This window comes from Pseudomonas haemolytica (assembly GCF_009659625.1).
Lineage (GTDB): Bacteria > Pseudomonadota > Gammaproteobacteria > Pseudomonadales > Pseudomonadaceae > Aquipseudomonas > Aquipseudomonas haemolytica.
In genome coordinates, this window is sequence record NZ_VOIW01000001.1 from 458,739 (window position 1) to 482,497 (window position 23,759).

The following is a 23,759-nucleotide window of genomic DNA, read 5'->3' on the forward strand; positions in this document are numbered from 1 at the left end:
TAAAAATGAATCTTAAAGTATTGAAGCAATCGGCCGTGGCTGCAGGTTTGGTGAGTGCGCTATGGGTAGAGGGCGCGAGCGCCGAAACGCAGCAGATCACTGCCAGCTTCAGGCCGGACCCCACCAATGTGACGGCCAACAAATTCAACAACACCACGCCCCAAAGCTCGATTTGCCTGGCCCATATTCCTACTCAGTGCAAAGCGCTGGGTATTTTCAGTTTGCGCTTCCAGAGCTTTTTAGCCAGTTCTCAAGCGCCCATCGTGGGCAACCATGAAGACCCGCGCGCCGGGGCCTATTTCCAGGTGCCCTCATCGTTCAGGGACGTGGAGGTGCGCAATACGGTAACCGGTGAAATAGCCACTGTGCAGGTGCGCATTGCGGGCTTCGGGTCGCTTTGGTCCTTGCCGAGGCCGCCAGGGGTTTCTGCATGGTCACACCCTGGAGGCGACTGGTCGAGCCAGTGGCGCAGAGCACCAAGCCCTTGCGTTTCCACAGGGCATTTGGCGGCAGGCACCAGCTTTGCGTCATTCTTCTGGATCGTGCCCAAGGATGCCGGTGCCTGTAGTCGTGTGCCGTCGGTGGATATTCCAAGGTTCAACTACTACACCACGGAATATGCCTACGAAATGCTCACGCCCAACCCTCTGGGCATGGCGTCCGGGCAATATGTAGGCAGCATTACCTACACCGTCGGCGGCGCGGGTGCGGACTTTGATTTTGGCGATAACATGGTCTCTACCGGTGATAGCTCACTCACCCTGGATTTCACCCTGGATGTGGACCATATCCTCAAAGTCGATGTACCGCCCGGTGGCAACGACATCGAGTTGGTGCCCCAGGGCGGCTGGCAGGCCTGGCTGAACCAGGGCCGCAAGCCGACGCGGCTGTTCAAGGACCAGACCGTCAACCTATACGCCTCCTCGCGCTTCAAGATGGGCCTCGATTGCCAGTACGCCGAGGCCGACAATACCTGTCGGATTCTCGATAGCGTTTCGGGTGAATCGGTGCCGGTGAACGTCAGTGTGAGCTTGCCCTACGGCATCACCGACGCGGCCGGGCGCCCGGTCAACCGCCAGCCGCTACGTCGCGATGGCGTGGGCACCGAGCTGTTCCAGCCGACCTTCTATGTAGACCGCAAGCCCAGCACCTTGCATTTCGAGATCGAGCGTGACGAAGTGGAAAAGATGCTCAACGTGGGCGAGTCACGGGCTTATTCGGGCAACATTACGGTGATCTGGGATTCGGAGGTTTAATGGGTATGTCCGCTGGTTGCCCCAGCGGGTTTCCTGTCGCGATAGAGGTAACCGCGCAGGCCCGCTTCAGGTGTGAGGGCATCACACGCGAATGCCCACACCCATGACCTTCAAGAAAGGCACAGCAATACATAACCAGTACCGGCGGCGGATCAGATTCCGGCGATCACCATGGCCTGGCGTGTGAGTCGTCGGCTTAGTTCCCGTTCATCATGGAAGCTTTGGAGAAACAAACTGCCGTAGAACTCGTCATCCATGGGGGCACCAGTCAGGACTTGCTCCTGGGGCACGTTCAGCGTGTCGGCCAGCTCGATCAGGTGCTGGCGCAGTTGCGTGGCGGTGCTCGGGCTTTTCTGCTCTGGCGGCAGTTGCTCATGGGCGGCCCAGGCGTTTTGCGCCAGGCGCAAGGCGTCGATTGCTTCACTGACTTGATGGTGCTGGCATTTGATCTGTGCATATTCCTCGGTATGGAAATTGCGCAAGTAGTCACTCCAGAAATATTGCTCAAGCATTTGGTCCGTCAGCCCATCACCCTGTTCATCCTCGATCACCGTGTTGTAGGCACTGACCAGTTGCGCTGCTTCGACATTGCCAGCTGCCCGGTAAAGCATGTGGTCAGCCAGCCAGGGCAGATCCAGGCGCGCTTTCAGGCCGGTCTGGTAGGCGCCGTACACCTCGACCTCGTCCAGGGTGCCGGGTATACCGTCGACCACATCGGTGGTCAGCCGCAAGGGCGGGCCTTCGCTGCCATCCTCATTGAGCGTGGGCGTAGTGAGACGCTGCTGTATATCCCGGTTGGCGATATGGTTGACCTTGTCCAGCCGGGCTTTTTGTTTGGCCAGCAGCACCAGGGCATTGGTTCGCTCTTGTACGGTGGGCTTGCGCCAAGCCTCCAGCTTCAGGGTTTCGATGCCCATGGCGTTGAACACCTGCGCGCCGGCATCGGCGCAGTGAGTCGGGGTCGCGGCGAGGTTGAACAGCGTGGTGCGAGTGGCTTCATCACTCTCGGCAGCCATTAGCAGGCGTCGCACATTGGTGCGCAGGAGCGCCAGGTTCTGCTGATAGCGCACCAGGTCTGTCGGGTCCTGAACGATATCGAGCGGCGGCTGTTGCTGGCTTCTAATGATCTCGAAGAAACCCTGGGAGCCGTGTGCCTGCTCCAGTTCATCCCAGACTTCCTGCCACGCTGGACGTATCTGCGCAGGCAGGTGGCCAAGCCAGAACTGGCTGTCGTGTTCACCCCGGGGAGGGTAAGTGCGATAGGGGTCCAGGCCCGCGGCGCGGCGGTAGCTGACCACCCGGTCCTCGGCATCGCGTTCGAGTTTGTTGCGGTCCAGCCGGGTGCGGGCGATCAATTGTGCCGATGTGGAACCTGGTTCGACATCAGGTACCTGAGTAATGGAGGTGTTCAGCAGGCTCAGGTAGAAGTCCGATGCCCGCGGTAGCTCGAAGAGCCCAGCAGGCCATTGGCTGATACGCGTGTTGTTGAGCATCAGTATGTTCAGGTCAGGCAGGCGGCTGACGTCCGGCGCAGTGACCAGGTGTTCGTTGTGCGAGAGGATCAGCACCCGCAAGTGGTGCAGTTGGGAGAGCTGTTCCAACTGCAGTGAGGTCCAATGGATCGGGTTTTCCGCCAGCCCCAGTTGCGAGAGGCGACGCATACCGGCTACGGCGTCCGGCAACTTTTTCAAGCGCTTGCCGGTGAGGTCCAGGTTACGCAGGTTGGGGAAGTTGTGCAGGAACGGGCTGTCGGCGTCGGTGAACTCGGCGCCCGCCAGGTTGAGGCTGGTGATGTGGCTCAGTTGGGTAGTGAATTGGGGGAAGTTCTGCAAAAAACCGTTGATAGTTTCTCCGCGCAGGTCCAGTTCGCTGCCCACTCGTCTGTCACCGCCCTCCGTTTCGTAGCCCTTGGCCGACTGCTCCCAGCTTTCGCGTATGAGCGTGCTCACGCGCTTCCTGAACAACTGCTCCGGCAGCGATGGCCGCATGCGTCGGGTTCCGGCGGCGGGGAGCTGCTGCCAGGTTTTGAGTTCCTTGTGCAGGGTTTTCTTCTGGGTTTCAAGCTCGCGCACTATGCGCTGCCCATCGGCCGAGTTCAGGGCGCGGGCGTAGTCGGCCACGTCTTCTTCAGTCAGCGTCGGATACAGCGCCTTGAGTCGTTCCTCAAGGCTGGCGCGGCCCAGCCTGTCGCGCAGGGCACTGAAGGCGGGTTTTCCCAGCAGCAGCAGGGTCTCTCGTGGAGGGGCTGTGAACGGCGGTTGGGCCAGTACCGCACGGCGTTCGGCGGGTGGTTGCAGTTTTTGCTGGAGCCACTGGCGCAATGCCTGGCCTTGGCCGGGCGCGAAGTTCAGGTAGTCGCCGGGTCGCGCTTCGGGCAGGGCGTGCAGTACGGCCTCGTACAAGTCCCAGGTGGTCTCTGTGTCTGCCCCGTGCAGCGCATAGCGTCCCGGCGCTGTGCGTATCAGCAGCGTATCGATAGATGCATCGTCCGGCCCGACACTGCAGCGCAATTGCCCGGTTGGCGATTGCTCGCGAATGCTCAAGCGCCGGTTACCGAACGCGGAACTATGGACTTTCAGGTAGCCGAGCAGCAGGCGCTCGGTGTCGGGCGTCGGGGCATCGCCCCTGTAAAAGCCTTCATAGGCGTGAGTGGCTTGTGTTTCGAACTGCAGCGCCCGGGCCTGCTGCTTGAGGCGCAACGGTAGCTGTTGTTCTTCGCTCATGAACCGTACTTCAGCGGGGCGGGCCTGGGCCAGTATCGCCTGGGCGAGGTGGTCGGGCAGGGCCGGGAACCGTCGCTGCAACAGCAGGCCGTGGGCGCTGTTGGACTGGCGTTTGAAACTGTACAGATGCTCGAATATGTCATCCTTGCGTGAAGCTACATAGCGGCTCAACTGTTCTCGCAATGCCTGCGCCCACGTGTCGGGGTCGTCGGGCAACGGCCCGCCGAGCAGCCCGGCCAGTTCGGTTTTGTCGAGCAAATCCACCACCCGCTGGGCCAGCCGGCCAGCCAGCAGGTCTTCGCGGCTGATGGCCAGGGTTGCAGCCGCAGTTGCCTGCGTCGCGCCATGCAGTATGGGGTCGCCGCTCAGGTCGGGCGCTTCGTACACGGCGATGGCCTTGCCTGGGGGCCAGCCGTCCATTCGCGTGACCATATCGGCCGACCAATAGGCGGCTTCGCCGTTGCCTGCAGACGGCTCGCTGAGTGTGTCGATGTGCTGCCTGAGTTCGAAGCGATCCAGCGTGTCAGCCAGTAGCGGTGGTGGTGCCTGGTTTTCGACGTACATATGCCGCAGTACGCCGGGTTCGATACCGCTGATGTAGCGCACGTGTTCCAGGCTTGCTTCGGACCAGGTGGCGGTAACCGGGCTCAGGCGCTGGAACAGTTGCGGCTCGTCCCAGGCCCTGGGCGCCTCGCCCTCCAGCACCACGGCACCGCGGCCATTTTGTACCACCTCGGGGCGGTAGGCGTCGGCGCGTTGTGGATGGATGATCCGGTGCTGGCCGCTGTCGGGGTCCTGGCTGACGGAGTAGTGCTTGTTATCCAGGCGCAGGACGCTCATGCCGTTGTGCTGATGAAAGCCGTGGGCATCGGGTTCAGAGCCGGGTGGCAGGGTCAGGCCTGTCTGTTCGTATGGGCTTAAATCCGCATGCCATAAGCGCTGCTTGCCATCGGCCAGGGTCACCGGCTTCAAGCCTTCGACAAAGGGCGACGGTTTGAGGTGCGCCAGCTGCCCCGCAGCGCCAAACGCGAGCAGTTGCAGCACGTTTTCCGTGACCCCGACCACGTGTTCAATCGCCTCTATGCCCTGGCCCTCGGCCCAATCCAGCAGGCCCTCGCAAACCTCGTCGGCGAGTTGGTAGGCGGTATAGGCCAGCATCAGTTCACCTAAAAACGGCACGAAAGGGGTCACCACCAGTAACGCGGCGTTGAGGATGTCGGCGAAGATTTTCTCCAGGTTGTCCCACCAGGCCCAGCGCGCCATGCGGTCGGCGTAGGCGGTGGAAACGGCCAGTTCACTGGCATCGTTGAGGATTTTATTGAGTTTTTGCTGGTACATATGCTCCCACAGCGGCGCTCGGATACGCTTCACGCTGAACTGCAGGTTGGGGTTGTCGAGTGCGGTGTCGCGCCAGCTGGGCAATGGCTCGCCAGGTACATGCGGGTGCCAGGTCACCCGGCTCAGGCGTATCCCCAACCGGCTGAAGAAATGCCCTTGGTATTGATGCTCGACAAACTGGCTGAAGAATTTCTGGTAGTCAGGCTGGCGCAGTTGCCGGGTCAGTTCCTGCATGAAGTGGCTCGTCGAGGCGTAGCGTTTCAGCGGGTGTTCCGGGTCATCCGGTACATAGGCGATGACGGGCAGCACCTGGCGGCTGTGCTCCAGGTCGGCGGCGATCAGTACGACGCCAGTCAAGGGCGCGTCCATCAGGCTCAGGTCATGGCAGTGTGCGGCTTTACCCTCGAGCGTCAACCCTTGGCTGCCTTCGATCAAGCCGGTGATCAGCGCATGGTCCGCGGCCTGGATATCGCCCTTCATCAGTGCCATGCGGGCGGCGACTTTCAGCGCCGCCCGTTGATTGAGCAAGACCCGCGCACGCAGCACGCCTTCAACCACCGGTTGGCTACGGCCCAGGTAAAGCTCAAGGTGCGCTTGGTACTGGGCCCCGATGTCGAGGGTGCGCATCAGGGTTTTGAACTGCTGGATCGACAGCTGGTTTTTGAGCGGTAGTACGTCGAACCTGCCTGAAGCATCGGGCCGGGTGATGAACTGCGAGTCGGCGGTGAAGGTTTCTGTCTCGGCAAAGTTGTGCAGCGCCGCGTCCAGCAGCGACACCGTACGGCTTTGTACGCCAGCGCTGAGGTTCTTGACCCACCAGGCTTGCCTGGCTGGGGCATACAGTTGCAGACAGGTGCGGTGCACATCCACGTCGAGGTTGTAATGCTGTTTCAGCGCCGCTTTTAACAAGGGCTCGGCGAATTTCTTGAGGTCGCTAGCGGGGGCCAGTTTGTTGTCGACCAGGGTTTGGGTTTTCCAGTGTTCGGCCATCGCGGCTTGCAATAGTTTGTGTTGCTGGGGTGAAGCGCTTTTGTACCAGGCGGGTATGGATTTGCGGCTGGCTTTCAATGCACTGGCGCGGGGTAGGGGCAGCGTTTTGATCCAGTCGGGCAAGGCATCCCGGATGAATTCGTAGTGTGTGCTTTGCGCGGCGAGAGCGGTGTAATCGAGAGTGGCCATGAGGAGTTTCTGCGGCAAATAGGGCACTCAGACTAGTGTCGCGCAGGGGCGTACTTGGCAGTAATTGTCTATCGGCATGGGGCGCCAGGCAGCCTGTAGCGTCGCAGGCTCCCTTCAACCGAGAAGCCTTTTCATGACGTCATCCGAGTCGAGTTCAACGTCCCGGCGCCAAGCCCATATCGAACAAATCGAGACGCTGTTGCGTCCGCCCCCGTCGTTGCTGGCGGTGGCGCAACAGGCGGCCCAGACCTACCTGGACAGGTATTTTGCCGCGCAGCGATTGAGCGCCGGCCTGATCCATCTGGGCACCCCCGCGGCTGACAGCACCCGTGCCGCGCCGTCCTACACGTACCAATCCTTGCCCCAGTTGCTGGTACAGCGCCTGGCCAGCGCCAGGCCAACGTTGTTGGTCGATGATTATCAGGTCGTGGTCCTGCGGGTGCGCGAGGTGTATGCCCCAGGTGGGCCGACCCTCGCTGAACTGGAGAACCTGGTCAACGACTGCGGGGCCCTGCTGCTGACCTCTTATGCCGAGCATTTGCAAACCTGGTGGGGTGAGCCCTTCACGAGCAACAAGACACTTTGGAGCTACGTGTCCGATCACCTGCTGGAGTTGCTCTACGACTGTGCAAAGCCACCCGGCACCAACGAAACAGAGTTCGCCGAACTCTTTCCCAAAAACCTGTTGCGCCCCCTGCGGCCAGACCCCCAATGGAGCTTGCAGGGCGGCCCGTTGCGGGTGCAGACCTTACACCTGCAAGGCGTGGGGCAGACGGCGGACCAAGCGCAGATGTTGCCGCTGCTGGTGCTCAGCCATGGCTCGAAAACCTTGCTGTTCAGCCCGGCGAGTGGGGTTCACGCCCTTGATAGCGTGGCGGCGGTCGGCGCGCTGTTGCCGGCCTACACCAGCCCGGTGCTGACGGGGGCGATCGAACAGTGGTTTGCCCTGGACGCCCAGGGCGACCCGTTCGATGCCCTTGCGGCGAGCTACCTGGCGCGCCAACTGCTGGAAATCGACAGCATCGAGCGCACTGTGCCGCGCACGGCAGATGAGTGTCAGGCGCTGCTCGATTACATCGTTGATCCACGGCGCTGGTTTGTCGGTGAAGTGAGTACGCTGCAACAGCGTCTGCGCGAGGCCATGCCGTTGTGGTTGGGCCAGGCGAACCACGAGGACAGCATCGCCTGCGCGCATCTGTTGCAGCAGTGGGTGATAGCCCTGCATGACAGTGGTGCCTCGCATTTTCTCGAGGGCATCGAGTCGATTGAATACTATGCCGACCATCAATTGCAGCACTGCCTGAAGGCGCAACCGAACGCCACGCCGATCAAGCCGGCAGAGGTTTGCCTGAGCTTCGATCGCGTAATCGCCGCGCCAGTGCCGGTGCCTGGCGGGTTCATTGCCGGGGAGGTGGACCCGGTCACGGTGACCCTGACCGAGTTGGCCCTGGAAAACCTTGCCGGTTTCCCTCACACCGCCAAGCACATCACGCTCAATGCTGACCCGGCACCGGCGTGGCTGACGTATAGCCTGATCAAGCGCTGTGTGGAGGAGGCCGATGTCGGCCAGACCTACCCGGCCCTGCTGAAAAAAATGCTGATCGATGACACCGCTGAGGCCGCACGCCGTCGCCAGCTCTTCATCCGGCAACTGCGGGTACAACTGCCCCTCACGGCCCTGGAGTCGAAGATCAAGGGTGAACACGGTTTGACCCACAGCGGTTTTCAGCGGGTGCGCGCTGCCGTGCAGGCAAGCGCGGCCGAGCGCAAGGTCGGCGGGCAAGCCATCGCCCTGTGGCCGCTGGCATTCAAGGCCACGGCGGATGCTCACCCGGATGTGGTCGCCGGTATGTTCATCATCGGTCCTCAACAGGGGCAAAGCGGGCCGCACCTGCTGTACCGGCCACTGTTCAGCCCGATGCTGCAGGAATATGCATCGATCGAGCATTTGTTCACGGCGATCAAGACTCCAGGCGCCTTGCAGGACAACGTCCTGACCTGGCTCGCCCCGGCGCGCCAGGCCATCTACGCCAACAATGGCTTTAACGAACCGCACATCCGCCGCTTTCTGTCGGGCGATGAATTCACCGTGTTTGCAAAGCCGGCTCCGGCGCAATTGAGCAAGCAGGTGGCCGCCAGCGACCCGGCGCGGCAGGTTTTCGAGGCCACGGCCCAGGCATTGGTGGCCCTGGCGGACCGCCAGTCGGTGTCCAATGCCGAGCAGCGTTGGCGCCACCTCAAACAGGCCGGTTGGCTGCTGTTCGCCAGCGTGCTGCCGCTGCTCAATGGGCCGCTGGCGCTGGGCGGCTGGCTGGTGCAACTGGCGGCCAGTGTACAGGGCGATATCGAAGGGTTGCACAGTGGCGATGGGCAAGCGCGCAACGCCGCCTTGACTGACTTGCTGGTGAACCTGCTGGCGATTCTCGCTCACCAGGCCACGCCCCATGATGCCCACCACCCGTTGGACCTGGAGCACCCGGTATTCGCGGCCCTGACGCGTGCCAGGCCGACCTCGGCGCCACTCAGGCAGGTTCCTGCTCCTGCAACGTTCTATGCCCCCACGCGCTGGGCCAATGCCCGTGACGTGCCGACCTCGCAGCAATTGGCGCTGGCCGAGCGCTTGTGCCTCAAGACCTTCCCCAAGCCCTGGCCGCTTGCCTTGGACGATGCCGTTTCCAGTGGCCTTGCCCAGGGCTTGCTGCGCGAAAGGTCGCAGTGGCGGGCGCTGGTACGCGGGGCGCTGTACCGGGTACAGGTCCAGTATGGCCAGGTCCGGGTGGTCAGCGCTGATGGCAAAACTCTCGGGCCCTGGCTCAGGCATCTGGGCGCGGGGCGCTGGGATTTCGACATGCGCCTGCGGTTGCCGGGTGGTAATGCCGATGATGCGATTCAAGCGGTGCGGCAAGCGCTGCCGGCAACCAGCGCCACCCTTGAGGCGGATTATGCAAACGCCAAGGCCTCACGAGAAAGGGCCCACCAGGCGATGCAACTGGCCCGCACACTGGCGAACCGCTCAGCCGGGCAGCTCACCGAGCGGCAGCGCGCCCAGGCATGGGAAAGTTATGCGCGGGAAACAAACAACAAATTCGAATTGGCTATCGCTGAGTTGGCACTACTCAAGCGCCTGCGGGAGTTGGCCCCACGTGTGCGCTATGAGGAACAGCTTTGCGAGGCGCTGGAGGCGGTGATCCTCACCGCGCAATCGCTGGATGCACAGTCTCGACACAAGATCATGGGTCTCAATGCCCGGCTCCGGCCGCTGCTGGACCGGCTGAGTGAGGAAACCGAGGAGGAAGCCGATTCGGATATCAACCGCCGCGATCACGCCGAACTGGGCAGTATCATGCGTGAGTCGGCGGCTGTGCAGGAAAAGGCTATCCGCTGGCGTATCCTGGAATCCGGGTACCTGGAAGAGTTGAGCGGTGTACCGCGTCTGGGTCGGGATAAGGCTAAGGCGCTGACGCTGGCCAGGCGCCCCTCGATACGGGACCTGCAAGCCTTGCAAATGACCACCTTGTGGAGCATCGCCATCGACGTCGCGGGCCCCGCGCTCAGTGACGAAGTATTCGACAGTGTCGAAGAAACCAGCAAGCGTGCGCGCCGGGCCAGCCGCACCCTGGCGGATTTACCGCAACTGCAAACGACGCCCGCAGAACGGATTGAACTGCTGGAAAATATCGATCGTATCTATGCCCAAACCGACGACCAGATCGAGTTCTGGCGCGCCATGGAACCTGACAAGTTCGATCTGGACTACCTGCAAAAACTGCAAACCTTGCTTACCCAACTACACCAGCAGGTCGAAAAGGACCTGGCCAGCCTCCGGCAGCCTGAGGCGCACACGGGGCTACCGGCCGTGCCCGCGCCGGCGCCATCGGGCAGCCGACGTAAAAAAATAATCCGCACACGCAATCACGACCTGTATGTGGCGCAGCTCAGTGAAGCCACGCAACAGAGCCCCGTTACCGCAGAACTGCAGGAGGCTGGAGGCGAGGTCATTGGCACGTTTACCCAGGCGGACGATGGCGTGTGGGAGCCAGTGAAACCGACGCCCAAGCCGGATGCGCAACTGGGTCAATTGATGAAAAAGGCTCAGAAACTGTTGGAGGATGAGCGCCGGGCCATCCAGTCGGTCGAAGCCTTGGTTGAGCGAGTCAACGATCCGTCCTCCCTGGAGCATTTGCTCGACGCACAGGCCAATATTCGCCAGTGGACCGCCGAGGCGATTGGCCGCAGGCGACGGGGCATGGAAACCGTGCGGCTGGTGGCTCGCCAACAAACCAACGCATTGGAGATGGAGAATAATCTGGCGCTTGCGGTGAGTCGCCTCAAGGCCGCCGGGTTAGCGGCACGGATCCGAGCGACCCGGCTGCGGCCCACCACGCAGGAGCACGTCGACTTCCTTTATCGCCAGGGTGAAGTGCGGGTTTTCCGGCAGGGGCAACGCGTGCTGCTGCGGGGTACGGCCAATGATTATCTGCAGGTCTATGTGGTCACCGACGCACAGGATATCCGTGATGCTTTGTGTTACGCCCATTTCCACTACAAAAGGCGCCAGGGGCCGGATGATCATTACGAAGGCGAGCCCCATATCAAGACCCCCGAACAGGAGCGCCTCGGGCGACAGGCACAGGCCCGGGTCGAGGCTCAGGCGTTCGAGCGTATCCGCACCGGCCAGACAGGGCGCGTACGCCTGACGCTGGAAATCGGCCGGTCGAAGATCACCTTGCCGTTCGCCCGGCGGTTGTTTTTCACTGCCGAGGCGCTACCGACAGACAAAGCGTCTGCTCACCCGGCTTCAAGTACGGCATAAGAATCGGCGCCATGCCTTTGAGCACCTGCACGGGCAGCGCCGAAGTGAACTTGAAGCCTTGCGCCGAACTGCCCGGTACAAAGGCCGTGAGCGTGCCGAAGTGCCGGTCGCCGATATAGAACACAAAGGTGGCGGTACGGTTGATTGCCTTGGAACTGAGTACCCGCCCGCCGGCGCCGATGGCCTCGATGCGGTTGTCGCCGGTGCCGGTCTTGCCGCCCATGGCCAGTGGCGTGCCGTCGTCCAGCTTGAAGCTGCCGGCCACGCGTTTGGCGGTACCGGCATCCACCACCTGGGAGAGCGCCCCGCGCAGTGCCCGTGCCACCTCCACCGGCATCACCTGTTTACCGGCGGCGGGGTCATTGCGCACTTGGGTTTCATAGGGCGTTCCGGCGGCAAAGTGCAGGCTGTCGATGCGCACCGCCCTGGCACGCACGCCGTCGTTAAGGATGATCCCCATCAACTCCGCCAGCGCTGCCGGGCGATCACCGGAGCTGCCGATGGCGGTGGCGAGGGAGGGCACCAAGTGGTCGAACGGATAGCCGACCGCCTGCCAGCGCTGGTGAATATCGAGGAAGGCTTCCACTTCAAGCATGGTGCGGATGCGACTGTCGCGGGCGCTTTGATGGCGGCTTTTGAATAGCCAGCTGTAAACCTCCTGGCGCTCGAACTGGCTGGCCTTGACCACCTCGCTGAAGGTGGCTTGCGGGTGGTTGAGCAGGTAGCCCACCAGCCACAGGTCCAGCGGGTGGACCTTGGCGATATAGCCTTGGTCGGGCAAGTCGTAGGCGCCGGGGCCGTAATCCTTGTAGAGTTTTTGCAGGCGTTCGTCGCTGAGTTTTTCGTTGTTTTTGACCCCGGTCAGGTGCGAGCGTACGAACAGGTTGAAGCTGGCCTGGCTGGCATCAGGCAGCAGGTAACGGTGCACGGCGGCCAGGCGCATCGGCGTGGGGCGCAGGCCATCAAGGAAGGTGTCGAGGCGCGCCTGGGTATCTTTTTTCTGGTACTTCTTCCAGAACTTGCGCAGGAAGGTGGTGCCCTCGCGGTCGGCGAAACCGGCAAGGTATTCCTGGCGGCGCGGGTCGCTGTCGTCCTTGAGCAACTGGGCGCTGTTGTTGGCGCCGGCATAGGTGCTGTAGCGCACCAGGTCACGCATCAGGCGAATGAACGGCAGGTTGATCGACTCGCGCAGGGCGTCGCGCAAGGTCGGGCTGCGGCCGTTGTCTTCGTTGCGAAAGTTATGGAAGTGATGCAGGCCGCCGCCGGTGAAAAAGCTTTCGCCGGGGCTGGCAGAATAGGTGCGATCAAGGGCGGCTTCGAGCATGTTGCTCAGGGATTTGTCCGGGGCCTGGATCAGGTAGTCGAGGGCCCAGCGGCTCAGGCGGTCCTGGTTGTCGACGGTGACTGCTTTTAGCGCAGCGGGCGTTTGTATAGCGTACTTGTCGTGCAACTCGGTGATGATCTGCAGGTAGGTGGTCAGCACCCGCAGCTTGGCGGTGGAGCCCAGTTCCAGTTTGCTGCCTTCGTTGATATCGAAGGGCTGGTCGGTATTGTCGGTTTGTACCCGCACCCGTGACCCATCCGGCGTCAGCTCGAACAAGGTGAAGCTGTAGCGCACTTGCGCGGTATTGGTCGGGTTCAGCAGGCGCTCGCCAAGCAAACCGACCTGGCGGGCGTAGTCGGGGTCGGCCAGGTGCTTGAGGTAGTCGCTGACCTGGCCCTGCAACTGGGCTTGCAGGGTGCTGGTGGCCGACAGGTCGAGACGGTCCAGATCGTACAGCGGCCGATCGAGCAGCGCGGCCAGGCGTGCGCGGGCCATGCTGATGCCTTTGGTGGTTTCGATGGGCTGCACCGTGGGTTGCTGCACCCAGTCGCGGTAGCTGACCTTGGCCGCCAGTGCCGCCTGCAACAGCGCCGGCGTAATCACACCGCTCTGGGCCAGCAGGCGCAGATGGCTGTCGGTGAGCCGGGCCAGTTCGTCGCGACCTTTGGCCAGGTAGTGAGATGGGCGGCGCTGGGCAATGATCAACGACAACACCTGGCGCAAGGCCAGGCCTTGCTCGCCGCTCACAGGGCCGCGCAACGCCTGGTTGACCTGGTTGAAGTCGGCGCCGTACCACACCCGCAAACCCTCGGCCAAGCCATGCACTTCGCCGTGGCCCGGTACCGCCGACAGCGGCACGCTGTTGAGGTAGTCGCGCAGGATATTCTGCCGCGCCGGCAACGTTTGCGGCCCATCGCGATAAGCGCGTACGGCGGCGGAAAACATCTGCCGCAGTTTTTCCGTGCCCGACACGGTCAGGCCATCCGGGGAGTGGCGGTATTTTTCCAGCTGGGTGGCCAGGGTACTGCCGCCGGCACTCTGGCCCGGCAGGTGCAGGGCCTTGGCCACTTGCGACCACGCGGCATTGGCAAAGCGCGGCCAGTCCACGGCGGGGTTGGCCTGGGGTTGGGCAGGGTCGAGCAGGTCGCGGTTTTCCACAAACAGCAGGCTGTTGACCACCAGGGGCGGGATGGCGGTAAAGCTTTCGTAGAGGTGTTGTGGGTAGTTGTACTGGTAGAGCGGCACGGCGCGACAGTCGGTGATCGACAGCCCGGCCTGGATCTTTTCCGCGTAGGGCACAAACAGGCCCTTGGCGCTGTAGTCCATCAGCGCCGGCGAAAAACGCGCCTGGGCCTCGATCACATAACCGCGCTTGAGCAAGCGCGGCAGAAAGGTGCCAAGGTCGCTGTAGCCCAGGCGCCGGTCGAACGGGCCGGCACCGGGGTAGGCGATGGCAGCGCTGGGGCCTGGCTCGACCTGGTAGGTGAGGCTGCGGGCCAGGCGGCTGAGTTCCTGGGCCTGCAGGCGGGAAGTGCGCATCTCCTTGGCGGCGGCAAACCCCAGGCCCACCAGCGCCATCAGCACAATCAACCAGAACAGGCGTCGCCGATAACGGGGCCTGGGTTTATGTTCGGGTGAAGGCGCTGGGTCCGAACTGCCTTGTAGTTTCGCAGCCTTGGTCGATTCGGTTTGCCACAGTGCGCCCATAGTCGATTGACCCCTGCACGCAGATTGATCGGACTTGTTTCAAGCGTAGACGTTGGGCGCCAGATCGGATGGATTTGTGCTCATGGCCGCGGAAATTTAACGCTGTTCTCCAGAAAGCCCAGCCAGGTTCGATTGTTGGCCGGAGCCCAGCGATAGTTCACGCCGTCATGAAAGAACACTGATTTGTCCTCCAGGTACCAGACGTGCATTTTTATCCGCAGCTCTCGCAGGTAGTCCTGCGCCGGGCACGCCAGCGAAGTCCAGGGGTCGCTGATCCACAGGTTCGCCCATTCGGCTGCGCGGAAGTCAACGGTAGTGTTCAGGACGGCGGGTATATTGCCGACCACCACAAAGGTATGCCCCTGGCACATCCACACCTGGGCGTTGCCGCCATTGGTGCGAATCAGTTCACAGGCAACATGGGCCATCTGGTCGCAATTGCCGGCACCGGTCTTGAGGATGACCTCGGTGTAGTTCGGGTGGCCGACCTTGCTGTATTCCCACATCACCACAGGTTCGGTTTCTTGCAGGCGCAGAATTTCATCCGGCGTGGCGCCCTGGACGTTGGCGGATCGCAGGCCGGTTCTGTCCAGCATCGCCTGGGTGCTGGCGTTGGCTTGCTCGGCATAGTACTGGGGGAGCCGATCACTGGGGCCAGGTGGCCAGATATCCAGCTGGACCGGTTGCGAAGCGAAATTGAAGTTCAGGCGCCGGCCTTGGTCTGAAGTGTTCAGCAGTAGTTCGCGCTGTTTGATGACGCTCAGCCTGCTGGCCTTGGCACGGATTTGCGTGATTTTTTCGGACGAAAACCCTCGCTTGCTCAGCTGCCGGTACAGGACTTCCAGGGTCGGCAATGTCACCAGTGGTTGGTCTGGAATCAGTCCGCCAGCGCTTAAAAACTGCATTCTAGTGTCGCAATAGGCGCTGATCAGGGCTGCATCGTCGCCGCCTTGGCTAAAATCCAAGCGCTGGAATTGCAAGGTGTCGTCGGCCCTGCTGGGCGTTGCGTCTGTCCGGTAAAAAGCGCCGATATCGGGCTCGGCTACCCAGTAAGGCATTGTTCTGTTGGGTAGCGTGATTTTCAGCGCCCGGAGCGTTCTTCGGTCATGAATCACGTTCACCAGTGCGCCGAGTTCCACCACCTGGGTTTTTTCGCTGAGCAAGGTGTCCACGTCGTCTTCGGGAAAGCCGAACTGGGGCTCGTTGTCGATACGTTTGCCGCTGACCTGTTGTTGGTAGATCAGCGCCGGTTGTTGGAGTTGCTCGGTCAGTTCAAAGCCATCGTAGTGTGGGTTGACTTCACGAACGCTTCGGTAATAGACCAGCTTGCGTTTGTTGCCATCAATCACTGGCGCCGGCTGGATGCGAATGTGGTCGAGCGCCTGCACTCGACGTTTATGAATCGAGGCTTTGAACGGATACAGCTTCTTGGTGAAACAGACGATAGGCACTGGGCTGCGCTTACCTCTAGCCACCGGGCAGGTAGTCTCGAAGTGGTCGTCAAGCCTGGCATGCGCCGCTGACGTAAGTTCATCCAGATGGTTGGAGTGGTCATGGGCCAACCGCCATACGCGGCCCTGATCCAGCAGGTCGGTGGCGCCGGCGCGTGGAATGAGCAAGGGTGGCGTTTCGAAAAAGCGCTCTGCCACCCGCGCTTTGTAGCCGTCGGCCAAGCTGATCGGGGTGACGGTTATCGCCGTGTCCAGCTGCACACCTTCCAGTGCGGGCCCATACGGCCTTGCGCTGAAGGGGTCGAAGGCAGACCAGGCGTTGGCGCGCCGGATCATCAACAGGTGGCTCAGACCCTCAGGGTGTTTGAGTACACCGGGCCCGACATCCGGGCGGTCGATCAGCCGCGCATAATCAATCGCTGTCCTGTGGGCAAACCGTTGCTGGGCATGCCGCAGTGCGCCCGCCAGTGCCCGCTGGCCGGAGTGGTTCAGCCGAGCCAGGCCATAGGCCGTCAGGCGCACCAGCGACGGTATCGCCTCCAGTGGGTTGATCAGCTCATTGAGATAGGTGGCGCTGAGCTTTGTCAGTTGCAGCAGTTTCAAGTAGGCCGGAGCGGGCTTGCCCAGGTGCTTTACGCTGCTGGTCAAAAAGCCTTTGGTCGGCATGAACAAGCCAAGCATGTCGAAAAAACAGCCGAGGGTACCATCGAGCACACGCTTGATCTCGCCGGAGGCGAGGTCGTGGCCGCAGGTCCAGAAGGGGATGAGACCCAGCAATGCTTCATACGCCAGTTGGGTGTTTTTTTCCCGCTCTTCCAGGGTGGTCATGCCTTTGGCCTGAGCCACCCAGGCGTCGATATCGAGAAAAAAATGTTGCTTGACGATGGTGCTCGCCAAGCTGAGGTTTCTTGGTGAGTCGAACACCAGGGGCCGGGCCTTGGCTGGAAGGGCTTCGAACTGCCAGAGTCGGTCCACGATCACGGTGCAGTATTTGCCTGGTGTGGGAGGGCTGCCTTCGAAGTAGGCATTCTCGTCAATCGCCAGACGGCTGCCCACCAGCAAATGGGCTTTTGGTTGAGTGCTGCGCGGCGTGCCTGTGGTGGCTATGAACGAGCGTCCGCCCAGTTCCAGGCTGGCGGGAAGCCGGGTGTTTTGTTGCACCTGATTGAGCAGGGGAAACAGTTCGTAGTCGTGATGGGGGCCTTGTGCAGTACAGCGCAGGATGAAGCCGAACCGAGCGGTACGGGCCATTTTTTCCCCGGTTACCTCCTGGGTCTCCGGTTTGTTGGCTGCCCACCTCACCACCAGCAGTTGCACCGTGCTCTGGTGAAGGCGCTGGCGGTCGGCCAATGGCAACTGAGCCAATAGGTATTGGATGACACAGGTATAAGCTTTTTTGAGGCGTTTAGCGTAAGCGCCGGAAGCCTCGCTGAACAGTGCGTTGACAGTGCGCAGTTGGTTGAAGCTTTTTTTCAGGGTATCAAGGTCGAGCCCGGGTTCGGTTGAGCGCCATTTGTCATCGAGGGGTTGCAGGTGGCCGCTCATGTGCAGCTCCACCAGCGACTGGAGCTTTACGCCCTTCGTAGGCCTGTGGGAGGGGAGTCGCGACGGGCCCTGTCCTTCTTGCAGGCATTTTTTCTTGAGCAGGCGATTGTTGGGGAAGACTCTTTTGAGGTCCGCCAAGGCTATGGCGCGACGCGTGGTGGGCCTAGTGCGCAGCGTTCTGGACGCACTGTCCAAAGTCTTTATGCGAGCGCTCAAGCGTTCTTTGACGCTGTTGATTTGCTCAGGACGATAGGCCTGCGCCGGTTGCAGCTCACCCTGGGTAATGGCCCAGTCGATCAGGGTGGAGGTGGCGAAATGCTCGCGCCACAGGCGCTCCTGGTCGGTATGCGGCGCCTGCGTGGCCAGGGCCATGACTTCGCTGAACGACATTTGCCGCGCTGATCCGCAGGCGAGTGCTTCTGCCAGCATCACGCCTTGTTTGAACAGCATCCAGGCGTGGGATGTCATGAAGTACAGCGAGTCGGGAATGTCTCGTACCAGAAACTCCGGCGCGATGCCGGCCAGTAACAGATGCGCGGCCAACGCCGTATGTTGGGCGTTGGTAACCCCTGTTTCGATCAGGTGAAACTCCAGTGTGCGGCGCAAGTCCCGATAGCGATGGCCGTGGCAATCGCTGTGGTTCAGGTTCAAGCCCGCGAGGGTGTAGCGCGTCTGTGCCGCGTGCGGGTCGAGATCCAGGATCAGCGCGGCCAGCACCAGCGCATCACGGCTGGCGTTGCTGGTACGTTCACCGGCGGCGTGGCCAAACCAGCCCACCGCGCCCAGCAATTGGTCGGCGAGCGTCTGCGCGCGGGGGCGTGCAAGCAACTGGTGCAGTTGTTGCTCCGGCGGTGCGGGTGTCAGGTCGGCGGCCAGCAGGTTGAGCAAGCCGCCTATGCGTCGGGGGGCAACGGTGGCAGTGATGTGGATGATTTTGGCGCGTTGCTCGGCGCCAAGGGTCAGTGCGCCCGGATGCGGCAGGCCCAGGGCCTCCCAGTAATTACCCAAGCTGGGGCGCACGAGCAAGGGTGTTTCGAGCCGTTGTTGATACTGCAGCAAGGCAATCTCGGAATGGGCAAGGTCACTGACGGGGGGCACTGCCACCGGCTCGCTTCGCCGCAGTTGCTCCATCAGGTCCCAAGCCGCCTCGCGCTTATCCGGCAAGGGCAGGCCATGCAATCCGAGCAGTTGTGCGAGGCTAAATTTGCCATCCTGGTGGACGGGCAGGTCCATGGCGCTGGCGAGGGTTTGCAGGCGCTCGAGTCGGCCGTCCAGAGCCAGTGGCGCCAGTTGCTCATGGCTGATCTCCACAGGCAGGCTCGAGAGGGCGACACCTCTGATCGACTGTTGCTGAGGGTCAAACTGGTACTGGCCGGGTGTCAACTCACGGCGTTGGGCCACTGCCAGAAACTGCGGATGTTCAGTGATCTCTTCGAGTAACGTCTTGGCGGTGCCCATTGTCACGGCCCAGAACGAGCTCGAACTCAGTCGGAAACGGCCGCGATACAGGCTGTACAGGCTGAAGGTGTTTTCATCTTCGTCCTCTGCGGCGATCTGTGTGTGCAGTGCATCGGCTACGGTGTGCAGATCCTGATTCAGTTGCCTGAACGCGTCCGCCAACTCAGGTGCCGCCCGCCCCAGCGCGTCGATCAGCACACCGCGCTGGGCAGCGGTAGTCGGCTGGGGGTAGCCATGGAACCGGAGCACCTGGCGGGCGCTCAGCTGCAGGTTTTCGGCAGGATAAGGCAGGCCGACCGCATCGGGGTCGATGATCTGGACGATGGCCAGGATCGGTGGCGCGAGTTGCTGCCAACCGCTGGCATCTTTCAGGGTGAAGGGTGTGCCGTTGGCATGCAATGTTCCGTTGCGCACGCTAACGTCCATCGGCTTGAAGCGCTGCTGTTCGGCCCACGCGAGAAAAGACGGGCGCTCAAGCGCCTGGCGATACAGCAAGAGCCAGCGGCCGAGGGTGCAATGGGCGGGAACCGTGAGCGACGCCGAGGTGGCATGCGGCTCGGCCCGCAGGTGCTGGATCAAAGTGTCCCGCATTTGCCGATCGCCTTGCAGACGCGAGGGCAGGGTGGTCAAGTCAGTCATCCGTGAACGTCTCGTTGGAGGGGATGAAAGAGGGTGCCTGTTGTGGCAGCAGGCTTCATCGAGACCTTTCCGCGTTCACCATGGGTTGCATCGCTATCGGGTGAAAGCCCTGTGCCAGAGCCTTCGGTACTGGCAATTAGGCGATGGCAGGGGCATGACGATGCACCAAGGCTGTGCAATACTCGCCGCCGTTTCGGGCAGCGGCTTTCAGGGACAAATCAGGTAATGCCCCTCCATAAACCCGGTTTTTTCCGCGAATTACCGCTGGAATTTTGGGTTTTTATAGTGAAAGACCCTGCGCTGAGGTTTTTATACTGCACGCCCCGCTGGTCTTGTAGGTTTTTTCCTACGAGACGAGGCTCTCCATGAGACAGCCTCGGACTCACTCCGCAGCCAGGCTTATCGGCCTGTCTGTGTGAGACCAAGTGGTTTATCCAATAACAAGATGAGGTTGTATCCCCATGCCCGTCGGCAACCCACTGCCCCATGGCGAGACCGCTCAAGGCGGCCCGCTCAAACGCGAACTCGGTGAACGGCATATTCGCCTGATGGCCCTTGGCGCCTGTATCGGTGTCGGCCTGTTCCTTGGCTCGGCCAAGGCCATTGAAATGGCCGGCCCGGCGATCATGTTGTCCTACATACTGGGTGGCCTGGCAATCCTGGTGATCATGCGCGCGCTCGGCGAAATGGCGGTGCATAACCCTGTCGCCGGCTCGTTCAGTCGCTACGCCCAGGATTACCTCGGCCCCTTGGCGGGCTTCCTCACTGGCTGGAACTATTGGTTCCTGTGGCTGGTGACTTGCGTGGCGGAAATCACCGCCGTCGCCGTGTACATGGGCGTCTGGTTCCCCGACGTACCCCGCTGGATCTGGGCCTTGGCGGCGTTGGTCAGCATGGGCACCATCAACCTGATCGCAGTCAAGGCGTTTGGTGAGTTCGAGTTCTGGTTCGCGCTGATCAAGATCGTCACGATCATTGCCATGGTCATCGGTGGTGTCGGCATTATCGCGTTCGGCTTCGGCAATGATGGCGTGGCGCTGGGGATCTCCAACCTGTGGGCCCACGGCGGCTTTATGCCCAACGGCGTGACCGGCGTATTGATGTCCCTGCAAATGGTGATGTTTGCCTACCTGGGCGTGGAGATGATCGGCCTTACCGCCGGTGAAGCGAAGAACCCGCAGAAGACCATCCCCAGCGCCATCGGCTCGGTGTTCTGGCGCATCCTGCTGTTCTATGTGGGCGCACTGTTCGTGATCCTGTCGATCTATCCGTGGAATGAAATCGGCACCCAGGGCAGCCCGTTTGTGATGACCTTCGAGCGCCTGGGCATCAAGACCGCCGCGGGCATCATCAACTTCGTGGTGATCACTGCGGCGTTGTCCTCCTGCAACGGCGGCATCTTCAGCACCGGGCGCATGCTCTACAGCCTGGCGCAGAATGGCCAGGCACCGGCGACCTTCGGTACCACCTCGAGCAACGGCGTTCCGCGTCGGGCGCTGCTGCTGTCGATTTTTGTGCTGCTGTTGGGCGTGTTGCTCAACTACATGGTGCCGGAGAAGGTCTTTGTGTGGGTGACCTCGATCGCTACCTTTGGCGCGATCTGGACGTGGCTGATGATCCTGCTGGCCCAGCTCAAGTTCCGCAAAAGCCTGAGCCCGGCCGAGGCGGCTGGCCTCAAGTACCGTATGTGGCTGTACCCGGTCAGCTCCTACGTGGCGTTGGCGTTCCTGGTGCTGGTGGTGGGCCTGATGGCGTACTTCCCGGACACCCGCATTGCGCTGTATGTAGGCCCGGTGTTCCTGGTGCTGCTGACGGTATTGTTCTACGTGTTCAGGTTGCAACCGAACAACGGCGGTGAAGGTGCGGCGCTCAAGCAGCGATGAGTCAATGAGCCAACCGGTTCACGAATAACGTGGGGCCTCACGGGCCCCGCGTTTTCTGCCTGGTTGCCATCCCTGGGTGTCTACACAACTTTGGGTATTGCGCTGAACCTGTGGCGAGGGTGCTTGCTCCCGATGGCGGCCTCAGGGCCGACCAGGATGTTGGGTTTTTTGACCGAGTACATATCCGTTATTTGGGTAACGGCCACTATTGGTTCCGCCCAACCTTCGGCTATCTATCTATTCCTCTCTCTGCTTATTCATTCTTTAGGCTGGTTGTTCCGACCGCCACCTTGAAGAATGACCCATGCCCCAAAGCAATCCACTTCTGCTGCCTTATAATCTGCCGCCCTTTTCAGCCATCCAGGCAGACCACTTGGTGCCCGCCATTACGCAGGTCATTGCCGAGTGCCGCAGCGCCACGGCTTTGATTATTGCCAGCCAGACACCTTTTCCCACCTGGGATGACCTGGTGCTGGCTGTGGATGAGCTGGACGCGCGCCTGGATGGGTTCGTGCATATCGTCAAGCTGCTTGACTCAGTGCCGCAAGGGTTGGCCTGGCAGCAGGCTTCACTGCACAGTCGGGATTTGGCAATACAGTACAAAGCCGAGCTGGCAGCCAATCTCGACCTGTATCGGCTCCACCGACAACTTGCCGCCAGCCCGATCGCTGCCCTGTTCAATGAACAACGCCAAAGCGCGCTGCAAAAGATACTGCGCAGATACCACCTGGCCGGTCTTGATCTGTCAGTGGACCAGCAGCTACAGCTCAATGCGTTAAACGAAGACATCGACATCCTGGGCCAGGCGTTCCTGGACCGCGTGAGTAATGCGAACAACGCATGGCGCAAGCACATCCAGGACAAATCGTTGTTGAGCGGGCTGCCTGAGGCAACACAGGCACGCATGGCGGCTGCGGCTCAGGCAGCCGGCCTGGAAGGCTGGTTATTGACGCTGGCGGGTCAGTCCTTTCGCGAGGTGATGACCTACGCCGATCATCGCGCCTTGCGTGAGGAGATCATGGTTGCCTACTACAGCCGTGCGGTAGATAGCGGTCCGGACGCGATTGCCAATGACAACGAACAGGTCCTGACAGTGCTGCTCGATAGCCGTCACCAAAAAGCTCAGCTCCTGGGTTATTCCAACTTCGCCCAACTGGCGCTGGTAGACCAGATGGCGGACACGACCGAGCAGGTCACTGCATTTATGCACCAACAGATCGAGCAGGCACGCACGACGTTTTCCCATGAGGCGCACCAGTTGCAAGGCTATGCCGCGCAACGGGGTATCGATGCCCTAAAGCCTTGGGACTGTGACTATTTCGCTAGAAAAATTCGTCAGGATCTGGCGGGCCTCTCCGAGGAGGCAGTGCGCAATTACTTCCCGTTGGGCACAGTACTGCAACGCTTGTGTTCGTTGACCAAAACGCTTTTCGGCGTTGATTTGATCGAACAGACCGAGGTTGATACCTGGCATCCGGACGTGTGGGTATTTGAGCTAAGAGAGTACGCGCAGCCGATCGGACATTTGTTCATTGATCCTTATCGGCGCAATGAGGAACCCGGGCTTGGTTTCACTTCCAGTCTGCGCAGCCACCGAATGACGGCTGAGGGGCGACCTGAATCGCCAATGGCGGTGTTACGTACCCAGTTGCCAAACCCGACAGCGGCCCATCCTTGCTTACTGGATCACTTGCAACTCAGGGTCTTGTTGCATGAGTTCGGCCACTGCCTGCAACACCTATTGACCGGCGCGCCCTACCGGGCGATTTCAGGTATTGATCAACTGGGCCGTGATGCGTCGGAATTCGTCAGCCAAGTGCTGGAGCAGTTCTGCTTCACGCCGTCGTTCCTGATCTGGCTTTCTGGCCATTTCCAGACGGGAGAGCCCCTGCCTGAGGAGATGGCCAACCGTATGAACCGGCTCGTACATACTCAAACCAGCCAGGAAACCGCCAGGGTTTTGCTCTCGGGGCTGGTCGATTTCGAATTGCACCGAACCTACGGCGACGGGCGTACACCTCATGAGGTGTTCATCAGCGCCAACGCTGAAGTCGGGCATTTACAGTGGCCTGATGGCACTCGCCCGCTCAACAGTTTCGAACAGTTTGTCGGTGGCTTTGGGGCCAAAACCTATTCCTACAAGTGGTCCGGTGTCCTGGCGAGGCAGGCTTTTGAACGGTTTGAACGTGACGGCCTGTTCAACCCCGATACCGGCAAGGCCTTCCGTGATGCCTTCATCACGGCGGGGGATACGCGTACGCTGTTGCGTTCACTGGCGTTGTTTCGTGGCGAAGGCCACCCATGCGTCGATCACTCTACCGGGGTGTGAGGCACTGGTGCATATGTAGTGCCTGGACTGAAACTTGAAATGCCAGAGTGATTTTCCCAGGTCACTTATGGCTGCTTCCCCTGCAGCCAGCCAGCAGGGAGAGCACTCGATGGC

The 23,759-nt window shown here is 61.2% G+C and carries 7 protein-coding genes; 4 read left to right on the plus strand and 3 right to left on the minus strand.

Annotation, left to right across the window (positions count from 1 at the left end):
• Positions 1-5 precede the first annotated feature (5 nt).
• Positions 6-1,256: a hypothetical protein gene (locus FRT59_RS02150; RefSeq protein ID WP_153870285.1), complete on the plus strand. Its 1,251-nt coding sequence runs from the start codon at positions 6-8 to the stop codon at positions 1,254-1,256.
• A 152-nt stretch (positions 1,257-1,408) separates the two neighbouring features.
• Here the strand turns inward: FRT59_RS02150 and FRT59_RS02155 are convergent, their stop codons facing one another.
• Positions 1,409-6,496 (minus strand): dermonecrotic toxin domain-containing protein, encoded by a 5,088-nt coding sequence (locus FRT59_RS02155; RefSeq protein ID WP_153870286.1) that lies wholly within the window; start codon positions 6,494-6,496, stop codon positions 1,409-1,411.
• Positions 6,497-6,629: 133 nt separating this feature from the next.
• Between FRT59_RS02155 and FRT59_RS02160 the strand changes: the two genes are divergently transcribed.
• Positions 6,630-11,309, plus strand: a complete 4,680-nt coding sequence (locus FRT59_RS02160) for a hypothetical protein (RefSeq protein ID WP_153870287.1) — start codon at positions 6,630-6,632, stop codon at positions 11,307-11,309.
• Here FRT59_RS02160 and FRT59_RS02165 read toward each other — a convergent pair.
• Both FRT59_RS02165 and FRT59_RS02170 read right to left on the minus strand, forming a co-directional pair.
• Complete coding sequence (locus tag FRT59_RS02165) at positions 11,248-14,340, minus strand: transglycosylase domain-containing protein (RefSeq protein WP_153870288.1); 3,093 nt, start codon at positions 14,338-14,340, stop codon at positions 11,248-11,250. The genes FRT59_RS02160 and FRT59_RS02165 overlap by 62 nt on opposite strands.
• 80 nt (positions 14,341-14,420) lie before the next feature.
• Positions 14,421-19,433 (minus strand): hypothetical protein, encoded by a 5,013-nt coding sequence (locus FRT59_RS02170; protein WP_153870289.1) that lies wholly within the window; start codon positions 19,431-19,433, stop codon positions 14,421-14,423.
• Positions 19,434-19,894: 461 nt separating this feature from the next.
• On the opposite strand from FRT59_RS02170, the gene FRT59_RS02175 reads away from it, so the two are divergent.
• Both FRT59_RS02175 and FRT59_RS02180 read left to right on the plus strand, forming a co-directional pair.
• Entirely contained in the window at positions 19,895-21,316 is a 1,422-nt protein-coding gene (locus tag FRT59_RS02175) for an amino acid permease (RefSeq protein WP_034118305.1), read from the plus strand.
• Positions 21,317-21,620: 304 nt separating this feature from the next.
• Entirely contained in the window at positions 21,621-23,645 is a 2,025-nt protein-coding gene (locus FRT59_RS02180; RefSeq protein ID WP_153870290.1) for a M3 family metallopeptidase, read from the plus strand.
• Positions 23,646-23,759: the final 114 nt, after the last annotated feature.

Excerpts from the sequence above, each read along its gene's own strand:
- FRT59_RS02150 (WP_153870285.1), top strand. The coding sequence starts at position 6 with ATGAATCTTAAAGTATTGAAGCAATCGGCCGTGGCTGCAGGTTTGGTG.
- FRT59_RS02155 (WP_153870286.1), bottom strand. The coding sequence starts at position 6,496 with ATGGCCACTCTCGATTACACCGCTCTCGCCGCGCAAAGCACACACTAC.
- FRT59_RS02160 (WP_153870287.1), top strand. The coding sequence starts at position 6,630 with ATGACGTCATCCGAGTCGAGTTCAACGTCCCGGCGCCAAGCCCATATC.
- FRT59_RS02165 (WP_153870288.1), bottom strand. The coding sequence starts at position 14,340 with ATGGGCGCACTGTGGCAAACCGAATCGACCAAGGCTGCGAAACTACAA.
- FRT59_RS02170 (WP_153870289.1), bottom strand. The coding sequence starts at position 19,433 with ATGACTGACTTGACCACCCTGCCCTCGCGTCTGCAAGGCGATCGGCAA.
- FRT59_RS02175 (WP_034118305.1), top strand. The coding sequence starts at position 19,895 with ATGCCCGTCGGCAACCCACTGCCCCATGGCGAGACCGCTCAAGGCGGC.
- FRT59_RS02180 (WP_153870290.1), top strand. The coding sequence starts at position 21,621 with ATGCCCCAAAGCAATCCACTTCTGCTGCCTTATAATCTGCCGCCCTTT.